Annotated in this window: 13 protein-coding genes and 1 riboswitch (1 of these 14 cut by a window edge); of the genes, 3 read left to right on the top strand and 10 right to left on the bottom strand. The window is 47.7% G+C overall.

The features are described from left to right. The 3 genes from murQ to GCU39_RS28285 form a co-directional block, all read left to right on the top strand. On the top strand, positions 1-136 hold the end of the coding sequence (murQ, locus tag GCU39_RS28295; RefSeq protein ID WP_152396535.1) for an N-acetylmuramic acid 6-phosphate etherase. 752 nt of this gene lie to the left of the window's left edge; only the last 136 of its 888 coding nucleotides appear in the window; the start codon falls outside the window, past its left edge; the stop codon is at positions 134-136. 51 nt (positions 137-187) lie between these two features. Continuing rightward, positions 188-1,633 carry a PTS transporter subunit EIIC gene (locus GCU39_RS28290; RefSeq protein WP_152396534.1) on the top strand — a complete coding sequence of 482 codons (1,446 nt, stop codon included), beginning with the start codon at positions 188-190 and terminating at the stop codon, positions 1,631-1,633. Between the two features lie 97 nt (positions 1,634-1,730). Then, on the top strand, positions 1,731-2,594 hold the full coding sequence (locus tag GCU39_RS28285) for a MurR/RpiR family transcriptional regulator (RefSeq protein WP_152396533.1): 864 nt from the start codon (positions 1,731-1,733) through the stop codon (positions 2,592-2,594). 70 nt (positions 2,595-2,664) lie between these two features. Here the strand turns inward: GCU39_RS28285 and GCU39_RS28280 are convergent, their stop codons facing one another. From GCU39_RS28280 to guaA, 10 genes are all read right to left on the bottom strand, one after another. Then, complete coding sequence (locus GCU39_RS28280; protein WP_152396532.1) at positions 2,665-4,065, bottom strand: NCS2 family permease; 1,401 nt, start codon at positions 4,063-4,065, stop codon at positions 2,665-2,667. Between the two features lie 131 nt (positions 4,066-4,196). After that, a riboswitch (purine riboswitch) is annotated at positions 4,197-4,297 on the bottom strand. A 158-nt stretch (positions 4,298-4,455) separates the two neighbouring features. Further along, positions 4,456-5,268 (bottom strand): carbohydrate ABC transporter permease, encoded by an 813-nt coding sequence (locus GCU39_RS28275; protein WP_152396531.1) that lies wholly within the window; start codon positions 5,266-5,268, stop codon positions 4,456-4,458. Positions 5,269-5,333: 65 nt separating this feature from the next. After that, entirely contained in the window at positions 5,334-6,254 is a 921-nt protein-coding gene (locus tag GCU39_RS28270) for a carbohydrate ABC transporter permease (RefSeq protein WP_152396530.1), read from the bottom strand. 318 nt (positions 6,255-6,572) lie between these two features. Further along, the gene (locus tag GCU39_RS28265; RefSeq protein ID WP_152396529.1) at positions 6,573-7,859 is read right to left on the bottom strand and encodes an ABC transporter substrate-binding protein; all 1,287 of its coding nucleotides are present in this window, start codon (positions 7,857-7,859) and stop codon (positions 6,573-6,575) included. Positions 7,860-7,976: 117 nt separating this feature from the next. Then, entirely contained in the window at positions 7,977-9,149 is a 1,173-nt protein-coding gene (locus GCU39_RS28260; RefSeq protein ID WP_152396528.1) for a response regulator, read from the bottom strand. Beyond that, positions 9,127-10,863: a sensor histidine kinase gene (locus GCU39_RS28255; RefSeq protein WP_152396527.1), complete on the bottom strand. Its 1,737-nt coding sequence runs from the start codon at positions 10,861-10,863 to the stop codon at positions 9,127-9,129. The genes GCU39_RS28260 and GCU39_RS28255 overlap by 23 nt, the downstream gene beginning before the upstream one ends. Before the next feature lie 232 nt (positions 10,864-11,095). Beyond that, on the bottom strand, positions 11,096-12,799 hold the full coding sequence (locus GCU39_RS28250; RefSeq protein WP_152396526.1) for an amylo-alpha-1,6-glucosidase: 1,704 nt from the start codon (positions 12,797-12,799) through the stop codon (positions 11,096-11,098). 1,037 nt (positions 12,800-13,836) lie between these two features. Then, positions 13,837-15,197 (bottom strand): IS3 family transposase gene (locus GCU39_RS28245; protein ID WP_152396525.1). Its coding sequence is split into 2 segments (ribosomal slippage): positions 13,837-14,741 and positions 14,741-15,197, totalling 1,362 coding nucleotides; the frame shifts between segments, so codons are not numbered across the junction. A 97-nt stretch (positions 15,198-15,294) separates the two neighbouring features. Then, positions 15,295-15,627 carry a hypothetical protein gene (locus GCU39_RS28240; protein WP_152396524.1) on the bottom strand — a complete coding sequence of 111 codons (333 nt, stop codon included), beginning with the start codon at positions 15,625-15,627 and terminating at the stop codon, positions 15,295-15,297. A 381-nt stretch (positions 15,628-16,008) separates the two neighbouring features. After that, a complete protein-coding gene (gene guaA, locus GCU39_RS28235; protein ID WP_152396523.1) occupies positions 16,009-17,547 on the bottom strand; it encodes a glutamine-hydrolyzing GMP synthase in 1,539 nt (512 codons plus the stop codon). Between the last annotated feature and the right edge of the window lie 73 nt (positions 17,548-17,620).

Below are 17,620 nucleotides of genomic sequence, written 5' to 3'. Positions count from 1 at the left end.
AGCTGAGCATTACTTGGAGTTAGCAAACAATACGCCAAAAGCAGCTATTGTCATGATCTTAACCGGCGCTACGTACGAAGAGACAATCGAAAAATTAGAAAACGCGAGCGGTTTCGTCCGGCAAGCCATTCAATAAACTAACCTACCCTCAATCACCTAAGACCAAACAACCGGGAGGAATATCACCATGAATCCACATCGTGTACTTGCTCAGGAAATACTGAATGCGGTAGGCGGCGCTTCGAATGTCGAGAGCTTCACAAACTGCATCACCCGTCTGCGCGTTAATCCCGTCAATCGAGGCATGATAAATGAAGCCAAAATCAAGAGCATTAAAGGCGTTCTAGGCGTGGTCGATGATGAGACATACCAAATCGTACTCGGACCAGGCACAGTGAAGAAGGTCGCTGACGAATTTGGAGATATTATTCAATCCGGTGATGGAACCGAGGCGCCGAAGGCGCCCTCGACACAAGCCGTCGGACAAGATATTAAGGCCGAACTGAAGAAAAAGAATAATACCCCTTTCAAAAATTTCTTGCGCAAAATCGGGAATATCTTCATCCCATTGATTCCGGCTCTTGTCGGTGCCGGTCTGATTAACGGGATCGCCGGTCTCATGGCTAACCTCATGCAGACAGGCTTCTCACCGGACTGGATGGTTACGCTGCAGCCGATCGTGAGCGTTATTGGTTCCGCTTTCTTTATGTACCTGACCGTCTTTGCAGGGGTTAATGCTGCCAAAGAGTTCGGTGGTACGCCAGCTCTTGGCGGTGCCGTCTCAGCTATCATTATCGCACCAAGCGTAGCGAACATTACGTATAGTTATCCGATCTTCGGAGAAATTAAGTTAAACCCGGGTCAAGGTGGGATTATCGGAGCCATCCTCGCAGCCATCCTAATCTCTTATGTTGAGAAGTGGGTTCGCAAACGGGTTCCTGCAGCGATTGATATCATCGTCACACCGACAATTGCCCTACTTGTTGTTGGATTCATTACGATCTTTGCTTTCATGCCGCTTGCAGGCATCATTTCTGGTGGTATTGGTACAGCGACGACTTGGCTGCTCGCCCATGGCGGTCCGTTATCCGGATTTGTGCTTGCTGCAGCATTCTTGCCGCTTGTTATGTTCGGACTACACCAAGCCTTGATTCCGATTCACGCAGAATTAATTGCTCAATTCGGTTATACCGCACTGTTACCGATCCTAGCCATGGCCGGTGCCGGACAAGTTGGTGCAGCCATTGCGATCTACCTGAAGCTGAAACGTAATAAGAGCATGCGTAATCTCATCAAAGGGGTTCTCCCTGTCGGATTCCTCGGGATCGGCGAACCGCTTATTTATGGGGTATCCCTCCCACTCGGCCGCCCGTTCATCACAGCCTGTCTAGGCGGCGGCTTCGGTGGTGCCGTATTAGGATTCTATGCGATGTCAGGCAACTTCATCGGTTCCATGGCAATCGGCCCTTCCGGACTTGTGCTCGTTCCACTTGTTACAGGTCCACTCGGCATCGGCGCTTCGATCCTCGGTTACCTGCTCGGACTTGTCGCATCTTATATCGCTGGCTTCCTGCTCACTTACTTCTTTGGCTTTACAAAAGAGCTGCTGTTAGAGCATAATAAAGAGAACTAAGGCATAAACAATACACGAAAATTAGGGCATCTTGGAGTTATTCGACTCCGAAGATGTCCTATTTTCTTCATACATGACAAATCGGAGGGCCTTCGAGATGATGGGAAGTATTTTGACGCAAATTCAAGCCTTATACAATAAATTGCCGCAATCAGAACAGAAAGTGGCTCGATATATTCTAGATCATCCGGAAGAAGCAGCAACAATGAGTATCCATGAGCTCGCGATCAGATCAGAGACGAGCGGCGCCTCGGTCGTGCGCTTCTGCCAATCGCTGCATGTTGACGGCTTCCCTCAGCTCAAGGTAAGACTCTCCTTGGACATGGCGAAGAATGAGCGTCCAGCGTACTACGACTTCGACCCGAGCGATCAGACGGATTCGATTATTAAGAAGACGTTATCGAACAGCGTCCAAGCGCTCCAAGATACGGCCGCTTCGCTAGACAGTCAAATGATCGATCATATCGTTGAAGCAATGGCCAAGGCCCCTGCTATCTATTCATTCGGCATCGGCGCATCATCCGTCGTAGCCGAGGATATCGCGCAGAAATGGATGCGGCTTGGGAAGACAGCCTTTGCGTTCCATGATCTTCATGTGCTTGCGGTCAATATTGCGAATGCACCGGTGGGTTCGGTCTTCATCGGTGTCTCCTATAGCGGCAAGACACATGAAGTCGTGCAATCCACCAAGCTCGCCAACACATACCAACTAACGACGGTCGGGATTTCCCATTACGGGGACCATGAACTCGCCGCAACCGCCAAATACATGCTCTCCATAGCGCATGCGCCAGAGGCTGTATTCCGCAGCGCTGCAACAAGCTCACGGCTGGCCCAACTGCTCGCCGTGGACACCCTGTTCTTCGCTTATGCGTCTTCCCAGCATGATGCTACGATCAAACAGCTTACCGAGACAAGCCAAGCCATTCGGGTTCTCCAGCAGCATTCTTCACGGAAATAGAAAAGCCGAGCGCCATCGCCACCTTCCTGACGATACGCTCGGCTTTCTTTTGTCATCATACAAGTTCGATTTAGCCCTCTCCGCCCATGAACACATAACGTGCAAGAACCAAGATGAACAAAATCCACATTAACCAGTGAACCTTATGCTCGCTTTTCCCTGTGATGTTACCAACGAACGCGAATACTACATAAGAAATGATACCTAAGGAAATTCCGTTCGCAATACTGTATGTGAAAGGCATAAACGCAATCGTCAAAAATGCAGGAATACCAATCGTCATATCTTTGAAGTCAATTTCGCTTACCGATTGAACCATGAGTACACCAACAATGATCAAAGCTGCTGCTGTTGCCGATCCTGGAATTAGTGCTACAGCTGGCGCCAAGAACAAAGCTGCTAAGAAACAAAGACCTGTTGTTACGGAAGTTAATCCCGTACGACCGCCTGCTGCAACCCCTGCGGAGCTCTCAACGAACGTCGTTACTGTACTTGTACCTACTGCCGCGCCGCCTGCAACCGCAATCGCGTCAACGAACATCGCTTTACCTACACGTTTGTTGCCTTCATCTTTGTTCTTCATAAATCCTGCGCGTGTTGCTGTACCGACCAATGTACCGAATGTATCGAACAATTCAACGAATGTGAATGTTACGATGATTGATACGATCCCTACACCCATCATACCCGAGAAATCGAACTGCCAGAAGTTCAATTGGCTGAAATCAGGCATCCAAGTTGCTGGCGTTGTGCTTGCTGCTTTGAGATGATCATAGAATAATGCCCAACCGATCAGCGATGTCGCGATAATACCGAAGAAGATCGCCCCTGGCACACGCAGCACCATTAAAATCCCGATCAATGCGATACCGATCAATGTGATCATAACGTCAGGGTTCGTGAAGCTACCCATCGAAAATACGGATTCAAATCCAAGAAGCGGCGTAAATGCGCCTGCCTTGATGTCTTTGGTCGATTCAACGGCTACGGACAAGATCCCGCTGTTCTTCAAACCTACGATCGTAATGAAGAAACCAATACCTACCGTGATCGCATGCTTCAAGCCGTCTGGGATGGCCACCAAGAGCATCTGCCGAAGCTTCGTTACCGTCAAGATGAAGAAGATAATACCGGACATAAATACTGCTGTTAACGCGATTTGCCACGTCACCGGATGATTACTCGATGCTGTCGAAATAACTACCGATGCAAAATATGCATTAAGACCCATACCTGGTGCAAGTGCTACTGGGAAGTTTACGAAAATCCCCATCGCGATGGTGAATACACCCGCCGCAATTGCTGTCGCCAAAAATACGGAGTACCATTCCATTCCTGTTTTACCGAAAGCAGACAAGATGTTCGGGTTAACCGCCAAAATGTAAGCCATGGTCATAAACGTTGTGATCCCCGCCAAAACCTCAGTTCTGACATTTGTTCCGTGTTCCTTTAACTTAAAGAAACGATCCATTGTAAAGACTCCTCCTAAAAGTTTTATAAGCGCCAAGCTTATGAAATAGGGAACAACAAAAATAACCTAGGATTAAACATCTCCTAGGCTCGCATCCAAAAGAAATCAAAGCACACCCACAAATCAGGGCAGCACTTCTTCTCTCTTTTCGTAGCCAGATCATTTACGGTGACCTTGTAGAGACTCTCGGGCCAATTCCCAAGATTATACGAAATATCGCAATCAATTTTGTTATTCATCTATATTGTAGAGGATGGGGTCGAATTTTGTCAATGGAAAACGCGAATATTATAATGTTCAATTAATGTTAATGTTCGGAATTCATTAAAATTCAAAACAAAAAGACGATCAAGTGCTGTCCATAGACACCCTTAATCGTCTCGTCATGAATTAACCTTTGATCCCCGTCGTTGCAATACCTCCGACAATATAACGCTGTGCGAAGAAGAACAATGCTAGCGGCGGCAGACAGATCAGGAACGTAACCGCCATGATCGATACCATATCGACGCCGAACATCCCTCTGAACTGCGACAATCCAAGTGTAAGCGTATATTTGCTCTGGTCGTTCAAGAAAATCAATGGACCTAAGTAATCATTCCAGCTGCTTAGGAAGTGGAACACGCCCACTAAAATTAACGCAGGAGTCATGAGCGGAACGATTAAGCGAATGAAGATCTGGATCGGATTCGCACCGTCGATCCGTGCGGCTTCCTCTAGTTCGACCGGAATGCCCATAATAAACTGGCGCAATAAGAAAATGAAGAAGGCCGAACCGAACCATGCCGGAATAATGAGCGGCTTCAACGTATTGATCCATCCGAGATAGTTAAATTCCATATACTGCGGAATCATCGTCACTTCCCAAGGAATCATCATCGATGCCAGCAGGATCATGAATAATACATCTTTACCTTTGAAGCGGAACCGTGCGAACCCGTATGCTACAAGAGACGAGGATATAAGCTGTCCTGCTAAAGACAATCCCGTGACGATCAAGGAGTTCTTCAAGAACACGTTAAAAGGCTGCGACTCCCATGCGGTTATAAAATTGTCCCAATGAAAGACAGATGGAATCCATTTCGGCGGGAAGACATACAGCTCTTCCGGTGATTTCACGGCCGTCGTGATCATCCAGAAGAATGGTGCTAAGAACAATAATGAGAAGAAAATAAGAACGACGTAAATGAATATTTTTTTCATCGGTATCACCCCGTTTATACGTATCTGTCGAATCGGTCATTCTTGTGCAATCTCAGCATAGTCGTCTATTTCTTGCCTTGCTTCATTTCCCCTTCGTAGTAGACCCACGCGGATGAAGACTTAAAGACGATTAATGTAAGTGAGAGCACGATCGCGAACATGAACCATGCGTTAGCGGAGGAATAGCCCATTTTGGAATACTTAAAGGCATTCTCATACATGTACATCGCGTAGAAGTAAGTTGAGTTCAGCGGACCGCCGCCTGTCATGACAAGCGCAAGCGTCAACTGCTGGAATGCAGCGATAATTGTCGTAATCAAGTTGAACAAAATCGTTGGGCTTAGCATCGGCAGCGTGATACGCGTGAATTGCTTCCATTTGCCCGCGCCATCAATCGCTGACGCTTCGTACATATCCTTCGGGATATTTTTCAGTCCCGCGAGGAAGATGAGCATCATGGAACCTTGCCCCCATAGGCTAGCGATAACCATCGCAACGGGAGCCCATGTTGTATTGATAAGCCATTTCGGTCCTTCAATTCCGAATACGGACAATACATAGTTCAAGATCCCGTATTCTCCATCGAATACCCAGGACCAGATCATCGCGAGCGCAACACCCGAGATAACGGATGGCAAGTAGAAGGCTGTCCGGAAAAACCCACTGCCCTTAACATTCTTGTTCAGTAGCATGGCGAGGAGTAACGCAATAATGATGTTCAACGGCACGAAGAGCACAGCGAACTTCATCGTTACACCGAGCGATTCCCAGAATAGCGGATCGTTCGTGAACATCTCTTTATAGTTAGCTAACCCGATGAATGTCTTCTCTCCAACAACAGGCCATTCATAGAAGCTAATAATCAGTGAGAAAATGAGCGGCCCTAGGGTGAATGCAAGAAAGCCGATTATCCAAGGCAACGTGAACAGATAAGGGATACTCATTTGCTTGAATCGAGCAGGCGTCCGCTTTTTGATAGATTCCATTAATATCGTTCCTTTCAGAAGATGTTCGGGAAAGCCCGTTAGACATCGTTGGTGTGGTTCCATTGTAGTCTGAATGAAAGCGCTTTTACACGGTCATCTGTTTCGCAATAGGTGGCACTTTGTTCGAGAAAAAAACGGGGCTTTTCTGCCTGTAGAGGGATAATGTTCGGAGGGTTTCGTTCTTTTGTTCGGTGGTATGGAAAAAGAAAAAACCTTGGATTAACCTTCTACGTTTGCGCGTGTTGAGGACGGGTATGGGGTTCCAATCCTGAGTATAAAAAAGCCCGGTGAGAAACTCACCGAGCTTGAACTTTTATTCTATTTCTTATCCATGTATTTCTTCGCATCTTTCACAGCTGCATTCAATGCATCTTGCGCGTTCTCGCCTAGCATCACGGAGTCAATCGCTGTCGTCAGGTAACGATTCACGAGCTTCCAGTTGCTATTCAGCAAGAACGAAGGTGTATTGTCCGAACGCTCAAGCATGTTGTAGAACGGTACATACAGTGGGTTCTGATCGAACTTCAATTCTTGAACGAGACTCTTACGAATTGGCAAGTCGGAGTTGCTGCGCATCTTAATGACCTCATTCGATACGAAGAACTTCGTGAATTCCCAAGCGAGATCTTTCTGTTTGGATTGTTTGGCCACGGAGATCGCGCTAAGCGCAACGATGCCTTTAACCGGCTTGCCCGGGAAGACAGGCATTTCAACGGTACCAAAGTCCACCTTCGCCGTCTTAAACCCTTCTAATGGCCATACACCGCTTTCCCACATCGCAATTTTACCCGCTTTGAACACATCGTCACCGCTCATCTGGTTCTTACCGCCTACGAGAGCTGCCGAACCGTCCTTCAGCATATCGCCGAACTGCTGGATCGCTTGCGCCGTCTCTGGGCTGTTCATTTGACCCTCGATTTCTTTGCCGTCTGCGCTTACGAAGCTGCCGCCGTTACTCCAGACGATGCCTTGAAGATCGTAAGGATCATTGGAGGTACGAATGCCGAACCCATATTGCTTCTTCGCTGGATTGGAGAGTTTCTTCGCTGCGGCTTTGAAATCATCCCATGTCCATCCATCTTTCGGATATGGAACGCCAGCATCATCGAACATTTTCTTATTGTAATACAATGCGCGAGTCGTAAATCCGCTCGGCAATCCATAGGTCTGTCCATCGACCTTCACGTAATTGAATAGGCTTTCATAAATATCGTCCAGCTTCAGGCTCTCATCCTTCGACATAAAAGAATCCAGTGGTTCCAAGTTCGTATAGTATGTCGGGAAATCCCACATCAGCATGACATCGGGCGGGTTGCCTGCACCGAAGGACGCAGCAAGCTTCTGATCGAATCCGTCTGCATACGGCTCAATTTGCACTTTGACGCCCGGGTGCTGCTTCTCGAACAATTTCGCGATATCCTGCTGTACCTTCAGACTGTCACCTGTATCCCATGTTGCAAAACGTAGCGTTTTCTCTGCATCTTTGCTTCCCGAGCTTCCTTCGCTGCCTTGGTTCGATGTTGCTCCTCCACCGCCGCCGCAAGCACTGACCGTTAATGCAACCAACAATAATAGCGTTGTAATCATAATACGTTTGTTAGTCATGGATGATTGCCCCCTCAAACCATTTTTTCAATCAATTGATTACTCTCACTTTAAGAAAAATAAAGCGTTTTCAAAACGGCTATTTGTTTCATGGCAGGGGTTAATTTGTCTTAAATTTTAACAGGATTCTTCTTTTTGTTCGGCCCGATATTGCGAAGGAGTCATCCCGCAGTATCGTTTGAACCATTTGCTCAAATATTTGCCGTCCACCATCCCGATCTGTTCCGCGATGCCCTGCAAGGTCATGTTCGTATTCGCCAGCAGATCCATCGCCACGCGCAGACGCATCCGATACAGCAGCTCGATGAAATTCTCTCCGGTGACCTTCTTGAACAGCGTACTGAAATGACTGCGGCTTAGGCCGATCCGATGCGCAACATCGCTAACAGACCACGGCTCCCGCAAATCCTCCGCAACAAGACGTATCGCATTCGTAATCGTCTCTGGCCAGGAATGCACCTTCAGCTCGAACTTCTTCTCAAGCTCCGCTTCCTGATGCAGCTTCGTCACAGCCTCCAGCCAAGCATCCATCCCTTGCAAGGGACCCGTTCCGCTCCAATGGAATGATGGAATCCGGCTCTTCACGTCCTTGAACAGCGCCTCCAGAGCCTCCCGATCCTTGTAGCGAATGAAGTAGAAGGAGCGATCCGTACCGCATAGAATACTCTCGCAGCCAACTTGCAGGCGACCCTCGATATCCGCCCAGTTCAACGATTCTTCCTGCGCGAACGACTTCGCCAGATAGACGCTATGCGGCTCTTCCATCCATGACCACTGTGACGTCCAGCGCGCTTGCAGCTCACTGCGGAATTCATTGCGGAACCCGCATAGCCAAGCATAGAATGAAGCATTCCAGCGCGCACGATCATCTAATACAGCCGTACTGCCAGCATGTTCGGTATGAATCTCTTCTTGAAATTTGCGCAGGAACTCATTCAGCTCCTCATCTTCGAACGCTGTCTTGAGGAGATAGCCTGAAGCTCCGAGCGAGATGCCCTGCTGGGCAAATTCGAAATCGCGATGACAGCTTAGCAGAAGAATTCGGGTGGACGGCGCTTCTTTTTTCACTCGGCGGGCGAATTCAATCCCGTTCAGCTCCGGCATCACAATATCCGTGATGATCACTTCGGGGCGCAGCTCCGTAAATACCTCCCAGCCCTTCTGACCATTCGGCACATCCGCGACGACCTGCATGTTATAGCGCGCCCAATCGACCGTTGCAACCAATCCTTTACGAACGATACTCTCATCATCAGCAATTAATACTTTAATGGGTGCTTTGGTTGTCATGTTCGTCCTCCTCCTTCTTCGGCCAACGGATCGTGATGACCGTGCCCTGACCAACAACAGATTGAATATCCAAGCCATATAAAGGTCCAAAATGAAGTTTGAATTTCTGATCCACATTGTTCACACCGAGACCTCTGCCTCGCTTGCTGCGATAGGTTCCTTGAAGCAGCTTCTGCTTATTCTCCTCCGTCATTCCTTTGCCATTGTCTTCTAATCGAAGCACAAGATCCTCGCCTTCCTCTTCAATGGAGACACGAATAGTACCGCATCCATCCTCGAACGCATGGAAAAATATATTCTCTAGCAGCGGCTGCAAGCTCATCCGTGGAATAACGTATTTCATCAACGCGTCATCTACAATCTGCTCATAATTGACTTCATGTTCATATCGAATCCGCTGAATATGGAGGAAATGATCGATAATCTCCAGCTCCTTGCGCAGCGTCACCAGCTCTTGCGTAATATCCAGATTGCCTTCGAGCAGCATGGCGAGGTGGTAGAGCATTTTACGGATATCCTCGTTGCCCTGCAGCCGTGCCTTCCATTGAATCGAATTCAATGTATTGAACAACAGATGGGGGTTGATCTGGTAATGGAATGCTCGCAGCTCTGCTTCTTTCTTCAGCTTCTCCGTCACCGTAATCTCTTCGACCAAATCTTGAATCTGCCCGATCATACGATTGAAGCTGTGGGCCAGCACCCCGAGCTCATCGCGATCCTGCACAGGAATCCTCGTCTGCAATCGCCCTTTCCCTGCAAGGAACATCGACTCCTTGAGCCGCTTAATTCGTCCTGTGACACGGGAAGAGAACAAGAATCCTAACAACAATGCAAGCAAGCCTGAGAACAGCAGGCCGACACCCGTATACGAACGAATAATATTCGAAGATTGGAAGAAGGATTTATATGGCAATCTCGCTTCCAAGGTCCAATCATTCAGCGTTAAGGATTTAGACCATACCACATCATTCTCTTGCGGCGTATAGGCTTGCGCGGATTGATAAATCAGCTGCCCCTCACTGTTCTTAATTGTGAGCATCGCTTGCGTGTTCTTCTCGAACAAATGGAATAGCTCATACATTTTATCCGCGTTCATCTCAATCAGAATCCGGCTATCCTTCAGCGCGCCTTGCTGATTACGAATCGGTACGACGAGACCGAGCACCTTCTCTTTCTCGCTATATTCCTTGTAGTGCCGCGGGGTGTAGAACCCAGGCCAATATTCCCCAGCGTAATCGGCAGGCATCGCTTTCCACCAAGCCTGCTCCTTCAAGGTCGTCGTCTTAATGGAGTTCTCCCCATAGAAGTAGCCGGACTTGGTAATAATAAATAACCCGCGCTGCTTCACCGTTTTAAGCGCTTTCAGAAAATCCTCTAAATCACTCTGTTCATGCAAATCTGAATATGAGCGCGGAATTTCCCGATGTATTGCAATCCGTGACGGGTTCAGCAAGTAAGCATGTACATATTCAGCTACGAGCTCCATCTGACTAAGTTCCGAATCCAGCTGGTATTGCAGCTGCGTCACCGCATTGCTCCCATACTTGCCTAATTGATCCTGCAGCAGTTCTGAAGATTTCGTAAATGACAATACACCGAGCGTGATGAGCGGCAGCAGTGAAGCGATGAGAAATAAGATCACGAGCTTCAACCGAAGACTCCGACGCGGCGCTAGTAATCGATGAAATATCATTTGAATCCGCTGATTGTACATAGACTGCCTCCTGCTGAGCATGTTCGTCCTCTAAAGTAAATGAAGTTTATCACACACCTAAGCCGCTGACAATCCAGAACATCATTCCAATATTTTCCCATATCATGGAAACTAATTTCGAAGCTGATTCAGTCACTTTGTGGGGACTCCAAAATTTATTAAGTCCATCATGTCAATGCAAAGGAACACTAAAGCGCACGGTTCTTCAGAGCATAGAACCGTGCGCTTGCCGCTAAGCTTTTACATATTCGTGAGCTAGCATCAGATATACACTGGATGTCCATGTAAAAGCTCGATCACGGAGTCCTGTACCCTGAATGGCATCGAAATTCTCTGCCATGCCATTCGTGTTCGCCATCCGGCAGAAACGCTGTGCCGCGATCGCTGCCAATTCCGTGTATCCGCCGCGCCGAAGCCCATCGGTGAGCAGCATAATGACCGGCGCCCAGATCGGCCCACGCCAATAACCGTCCGGTTCATAATGCGGACTGCCCATGCTCTCGGTCGCAAATCCGTTCGGCGATAAGAATCGGTCTTCGTCCGACAACGCTTGGATGAGTGCATCTTGCACTTCTTGCGGCAATCGCTGCCCCAGAATGATCGGCATGTAGTTGATTAAGCTCTCGCCTTGAAGTCGTTCGTGCGTCCCCGTACGAACGGCGCGAAGCTCGCCATCCTGCCAGAAATGTTCCAACATGCGATCAAGCGTCCGCTGCGCCAGGGCTTGCCATTCAGCGGCTTCATGCGACTTGCCGAGCTCACCGGCAATCCGGGCAAGCGTCTCGCATTGCAGCACGAGATAAGCACAGAGATCCGGACTCTCCACCGCGCCCCGTTCATGGAAAATCGTACTGTTATCCCAGCCGCTGTCATTGCCGTGGTTGTATTGCGGAACACCATCGAAGTCATCATCCCGCTCGTTGTACCACCAACGCGTCCAACGTGCGAGCGGTTCATAGACTTCGCGAAGCTGCGCCTCACCAATCCAATCGGTGCGATCCATCATCCAAGCCAGCGTCCACCCGTGAATCGGCGGCTTATTGCAATTCCACAAGGCATATTTATCATTCATAAAATCGGGCAGCAGCCCGCTCTCATCTTGACGATCAAAGAAAATCATAAATTGATCCCACGCAAGCGCTGGATTTGAACGAACGAGCGCCATCGCATTGAAGCAATGATCCCAGCTCCAAATGTTCGTCATCCAGTTCTTCGACATGTACATCGCAGGGCGTGTTAGATAACCATCCGCCGGTACGACACAAGACCAGGTAATATACGAAGCAAGCTCCCGTCCAACTGCATAGGCATCATCCGACGGCAGAGTTGACTGCCGCCATGCCTCATATTCTGCCGCGACAAGCTGCACCCCTTCATCGAATGACGGGAACGCACGCTCAAGCCAGGTCGTACGGTACTCTTCGATGCGGAACTCGGTGATGTTCGTCGCTGCATCCGGCACGAAATGTGCCTTCACATGCGTGCATTTCGTCCGAACCCAAGGCGCATCCATCTCGATCTGTCCTTGCATCGAAGTGAGCATGAACCGTACTTCGTTCAGGAAGCTGTTCACTTCCCAGCGGTTGTCCTTCATTTGCATCGCATAATCATAATCGCCGCCGGACAACGTGAGCCGAACGCCGACGCCCACCGCTCTGAAACCTACCGTGCGACCGTCAAAAATGCAGATCTCTGCATAGCCGCTGCCCGACTCGAGCCGAAGCCGTGATGGCGTCGCATGCGTCGTGTAAGGGACATCCTCTCCCTTCGCCGTCAGCTCAATGCGAAATGCGGCGCCGCTGGTCATATCTCCCCCGCGTACCGTCCGTAAATAGACGCCTTCCGGTCGATCTCCCGAAGCACGTAAATACGATATAGTCAGAAACGAGCCGTAGCGGCTGAATGGAATGGTACGAATATCATAACTGAACGTCATAGCTGCTCCTCCTTAGTGCGATAGCGCTTACAAAATTCCGATAATACCCCCATTGTAGGGCATGGAGCACGCCATTGCAGTTGCACACCCGTACGGATTTACTCGTATGTCTGTTAGAATGATCACGCTTCTGGGGCATTTTTTCGCCTATTTGTTCGGTTTGAGGGGGTAAATTTGTTTGATGGAGAAAATGCGGCAATCTGCACGGGGGTGAGATGCTTGAGTGAGTGTAGTGAATGAGCTTATGTGAGAGGGGATAACTGCCGGGGGCTCGGGTTGGTGAAATAACTGCCTTTTTGCAGTTATTTGGGTCGTTGGGGGCTCGTGCGGGCGAAATAACTGCCTTTTTGCAGTTATTTGGGCCGTGCGGGGCTTAGCGCGAGCGAAATAACTGCTTTTTTGCAGTTATTTGGACCGTTCGGAGCTCCGTCCGGGGGATTTAACTGCTTTTTTGCAGTTATTTGCGCCGTCGGGGGGCTCTGGCGGGCGATTTAACTGCTTTTTTGCAGTTATTTGCGCCGTCGGGGGCTCTGGCGGGCGATTTAACTGAATTTTTGCAGTTATTTGGGCCGCTGGGGGCTCAGCGCGAGCGAAATAACTGCTTTTTTGCAGTTATTTGCGCCGTCGGGGGCTCTGGCGGGTGATTTAACTGCCTTTTTGCAGTTATTTGCGCCGTTGGGGGCTTAGCGCGAGCGAAATAACTGCTTTTTTGCAGTTATTTGCGCTGTTGGGAGCTCAGGCGAGCGATTTAACTGACTTTTTGCAGTTATTTGGGCCGTTGGGGGCTCAGCGCAAGCGATTTAACTGCTTTTTTGCAGTTATTTGGGCCGTTGGGGGCTCAGCGCAAGCGATTTAACTGCTTTTTTGCAGTTATTTGTGCCGTTGGGGGCTCAAACGTGCGATTTAACTGCTTTTTAACAGTTATTTGTGCCGTTGGGAGCTCAGGCGAGCAAAAATAACTGCCTTTTTGCAGTTATTTGGGCCGTTCGGGGCTTAGACGAGGGATTGAAGTGAACCCTAAAAGTTAGACAATATTTTTATGCAACCTGTTGGGCATGAGCGCGGTATTGTACCGGGCTCATGCCTTTTAATTTTGACTTGATGCGCTTGTTATTGTAGTAATCAATGTATCTTGCTAGTTCTTGCTTGAAGTGATCCATGCTTTCAAACTTATTAAGATAAAGAAACTCAGACTTCAAAATGCCAAAGAAATTCTCCATTACCGCGTTATCGTAACAATTGCCTTTGCGTGACATGCTCTGGGTAATTCCTTGTTTCGTCAAAGCATGTTGATACTGCTTCATCTGATAGTGCCAGCCTTGGTCCGAATGCAGGAGGAGTTCATCCTCTTCGGATAAGCGTTTAAAGGCTTTATTAAGCATTTCGGAAATTAAGGAATAGGTAGGACGAGATCCCACTGTGTAAGTGATAATTTCACCGTTAAACAAGTCCATAACAGGTGATAAATACAACTTTTCACCAAACAACTTAAATTCCGTAATATCCGTAACCCATTTCTTGTTCGGTTTTTCCGCCTGAAAATTACGTTCAAGTACGTTACGCGCAATTTTACCTACTGTACCCTTATGGGAGCGATATTTTTTCATACGCACCAAGGATTTCAAGCCTAATTCTTTCATAATACGCTGCACTTTTTTATGATTAACTCGATGTCCACGATTAAATAGTTCATCACGGATACGACGATAGCCATAGCGCCCCCAATGTTCCTCGTATATGGATTGAATAAGGAGTTTCAGGTCTGCGTCTGGATCGGGCTTGTCAAACTGCTTTACCCAGTAATAGAAGGTGCTACGTGGGACTTTAGCGAACGCTAGCAATGCAACCACCGGATATTCAAGCCTTAATTCATAGACTACTCGTGCTTTGTCTTGTTTGGTGATTTCTCCTTGTTCTGAACTAAGGCATTCAACTTTTTTAAGTAGGCGTTTTCCATGCGCAAACGTTCTAATTCAGCTTGTAGAGCTTCAACGGATCCCTCAGCAGGTGCTTTCTTATTCTTTCCTTTATTAATCTTATTTGTCATAACAGGACGCCCCTTTTTCTTTGGTTTTAAGGCGTCGATCCCAAGTTCATTGAATTGACTGCGCCACCTTCGAATAACCCCTGGAGAAGAGATATTGAAAATGACAGCTGCTTCATTTGGAGACGTCCCATTCTCATTCATGTAGTTGAGTACGTCTAGTTTAAAGGGTATGGAGTAAACTGTATAGGTCTTTTCAAATGCTTTTACACCGTGATATTCGTATTGCTTGATCCACATACGCAAGACTTCATGATTTATTCCTAGGGACTTCGCAATACTTTTAACTCCTTTGGTTCCCGTTGTGAATTGATGAATAGCTTCTATTTTCAAGTCTAAATTGAATTTTGACAAAAAACTGCACCTCCAATTGCTAGATGGTGTCTAACAATTGGGGTGCAGTTCATTTTTAACTGCTTTTTTGCAGTTATTTGTGCCACTGCTACTATTCCTACCATAAGTAGGCTATATAACATACAGCAGAAAATGCAAATATGAGTAAAGTGTAACCTATTCCCCTTATCAGTTCATTGAAACTATACACTTTGTCAACAGTATTGTAAGTACGATTCAATCTAACCTCAATTCCCATGCCCCAATCTCGTGTTTCCCTAGCGATATCATCCATCGTATCGTTCATATCATCAACAGAGATCTCTTCTCTCCTACTTAGTCTATACTCAACAATCGAGGAAATTAGAAATATTAGCCCCAAGATAAATAGTACTATGGATATGCACAGTAGTGAATTAGCTTCAACCCATTCTTTTATCCAATCTATCATCCGCACTCTACTCCCTACTATCCTATAAATTCTTATATTATCTTGTTGCTATACGAGCGTCTTCATTACTCGGAAATCAACCAGCTGATTCACACATTTATACGGTACAAAGGTTATTTGGGTGTCATAATTAATTATTAAACTTCCAATAATTCACATAGCCATTTTAGCATTTCACTTTGGAATGCAAAAGAAATGCTCGAATACCTCATTCGTTTTAGTCATAAAAAAACTCCCTTTCATTTGCGAAATAACGCAAATAAAAGAGAGTAATTTTTTCACCAATTGTTGCAGGTGTAGCGATGATTTGAATGCCGAGAACGCCATTAACCCTTGTCCATCAAGGATTTACAAGCAATTAACGCCATCAATCATTTCATCCTATTCCCACTCAATCGTTGCTGGTGGCTTCGAAGTCACATCGTACACGATGCGGTTAACGTTCTCGACTTCGTTGACGATACGAACGGAGATTTTCTCTAAGATATCCCAAGGGATACGAGCCCAGTCCGCAGTCATACCATCAATCGATGTTACAGCGCGGATACCTACCGTGTAGGAATACGTACGCGCATCACCCATAACGCCCACGCTCTTCATGCCTGGAAGCGCCGTGAAGTATTGCCAGATTTCGCGGTCAAGGCCCGCTTTGGCAATCTCATCACGCAGAATCGCATCGGACTCGCGAACGATTGCTAATTTCTCTTCCGTCACTTCGCCTAGCACGCGGATCGCAAGACCCGGGCCTGGGAACGGCTGGCGATGAACGATCGCATCCGGCAAGCCGCACTCGGAACCGACTTTGCGAACTTCGTCTTTGAACAATGTCTTAAGCGGTTCAACCAGCTCGAAGTGCATGTCTTCTGGCAAGCCGCCCACGTTGTGGTGCGATTTGATCGTGTGCGCTGTTGCTGTACCACTCTCGACGATATCCGTGTACAGTGTACCTTGCGCTAAGAAATCGAATTGACCCAATTTCTTCGACTCTTCATCGAAGCAGTAGATGAATTCGTTACCGATAATTTTACGTTTTTGCTCTGGATCTGATACGCCAGCCAGTTTGCCTAAGAAACGGTCGCGCGCATCAATTTTGACCACATGCATATCGAATTTGCCAACGAACGTCTCCATTACGCTCTCAGCTTCGCCTTTACGCAGCAAACCGTGGTCGATGAACATACAAGTCAGTTGATCGCCAATCGCTTTATGCAACAGGATCGCAACAACGGAGGAATCTACGCCGCCGCTAAGTGCACAGAGGACCTTGCGGTCACCGACTTGATTGCGGATATCGCGAATCGTATCATCGATGAACGTCTCCATGCTCCAGTTGCCTTCGCAACCACAGACATTGTACAAGAAGTTGCGAATCATTTCATTCCCGTGTACCGAGTGGCGTACTTCTGGGTGGAATTGAACCGCAAAGAAGTTCTTCTCAGGATGCAGCATCGAAGCAATTGGTGCGTGCTCGGAGCTTCCTGTTGTCTTGAAACCAGTTGGAAGCGCAACGACATGGTCGCCATGGCTCATCCATACCGTTTGTTTCGCATCAAGATCAGCGACTAAGCGGAAGTCTGCTTCAAAGTCGACATCGGATTTTCCGTATTCGCGCTTGTCCGCGCGTTCAACTTTACCGCCAAGCTGATGCGCCATTAGCTGCATGCCGTAGCAAATTCCTAGAATTGGCAAGCCCAATTCGAAGATTTCCGGATCTACTTGTGGGGCATTCTCTTCATATACACTTTGCGGTCCGCCAGAGAATACAATCCCTTTCGGCGCGATCTCACGAATGCGTGCAGCAGACGTATTAAAAGGCAAAAGCTCGCTGTATACGCCCAAATCGCGAATACGTCTAGCAATAAGCTGGTTATATTGTCCCCCGAAATCGAGAACAACAATAATTTCATTCGGTTTATCCATTAGTAACGTGCCTCCCTCAATTCATGAAGTTAATTATACGAACCGAAAATCCCACCGTCAAGGCAAGTTCGCT

This window comes from Paenibacillus guangzhouensis, from assembly GCF_009363075.1.
Taxonomy (GTDB): domain Bacteria; phylum Bacillota; class Bacilli; order Paenibacillales; family Paenibacillaceae; genus Paenibacillus_K; species Paenibacillus_K guangzhouensis.
The sequence above is the reverse complement of the archived record's forward strand: the minus strand, read 5'-3'. Positions and strand labels throughout refer to the sequence as shown.

What these genes read in the sequence shown, in the direction of transcription:
- GCU39_RS28290 (WP_152396534.1), top strand. Translation starts at nt 188, where the DNA reads ATGAATCCACATCGTGTACTTGCTCAGGAAATACTGAATGCGGTAGGC.
- GCU39_RS28285 (WP_152396533.1), top strand. Translation starts at nt 1,731, where the DNA reads ATGATGGGAAGTATTTTGACGCAAATTCAAGCCTTATACAATAAATTG.
- GCU39_RS28280 (WP_152396532.1), bottom strand. Translation starts at nt 4,065, where the DNA reads ATGGATCGTTTCTTTAAGTTAAAGGAACACGGAACAAATGTCAGAACT.
- GCU39_RS28275 (WP_152396531.1), bottom strand. Translation starts at nt 5,268, where the DNA reads ATGAAAAAAATATTCATTTACGTCGTTCTTATTTTCTTCTCATTATTG.
- GCU39_RS28270 (WP_152396530.1), bottom strand. Translation starts at nt 6,254, where the DNA reads ATGGAATCTATCAAAAAGCGGACGCCTGCTCGATTCAAGCAAATGAGT.
- GCU39_RS28265 (WP_152396529.1), bottom strand. Translation starts at nt 7,859, where the DNA reads ATGACTAACAAACGTATTATGATTACAACGCTATTATTGTTGGTTGCA.
- GCU39_RS28260 (WP_152396528.1), bottom strand. Translation starts at nt 9,149, where the DNA reads ATGACAACCAAAGCACCCATTAAAGTATTAATTGCTGATGATGAGAGT.
- GCU39_RS28255 (WP_152396527.1), bottom strand. Translation starts at nt 10,863, where the DNA reads ATGTACAATCAGCGGATTCAAATGATATTTCATCGATTACTAGCGCCG.
- GCU39_RS28250 (WP_152396526.1), bottom strand. Translation starts at nt 12,799, where the DNA reads ATGACGTTCAGTTATGATATTCGTACCATTCCATTCAGCCGCTACGGC.
- GCU39_RS28240 (WP_152396524.1), bottom strand. Translation starts at nt 15,627, where the DNA reads ATGATAGATTGGATAAAAGAATGGGTTGAAGCTAATTCACTACTGTGC.
- guaA (WP_152396523.1), bottom strand. Translation starts at nt 17,547, where the DNA reads ATGGATAAACCGAATGAAATTATTGTTGTTCTCGATTTCGGGGGACAA.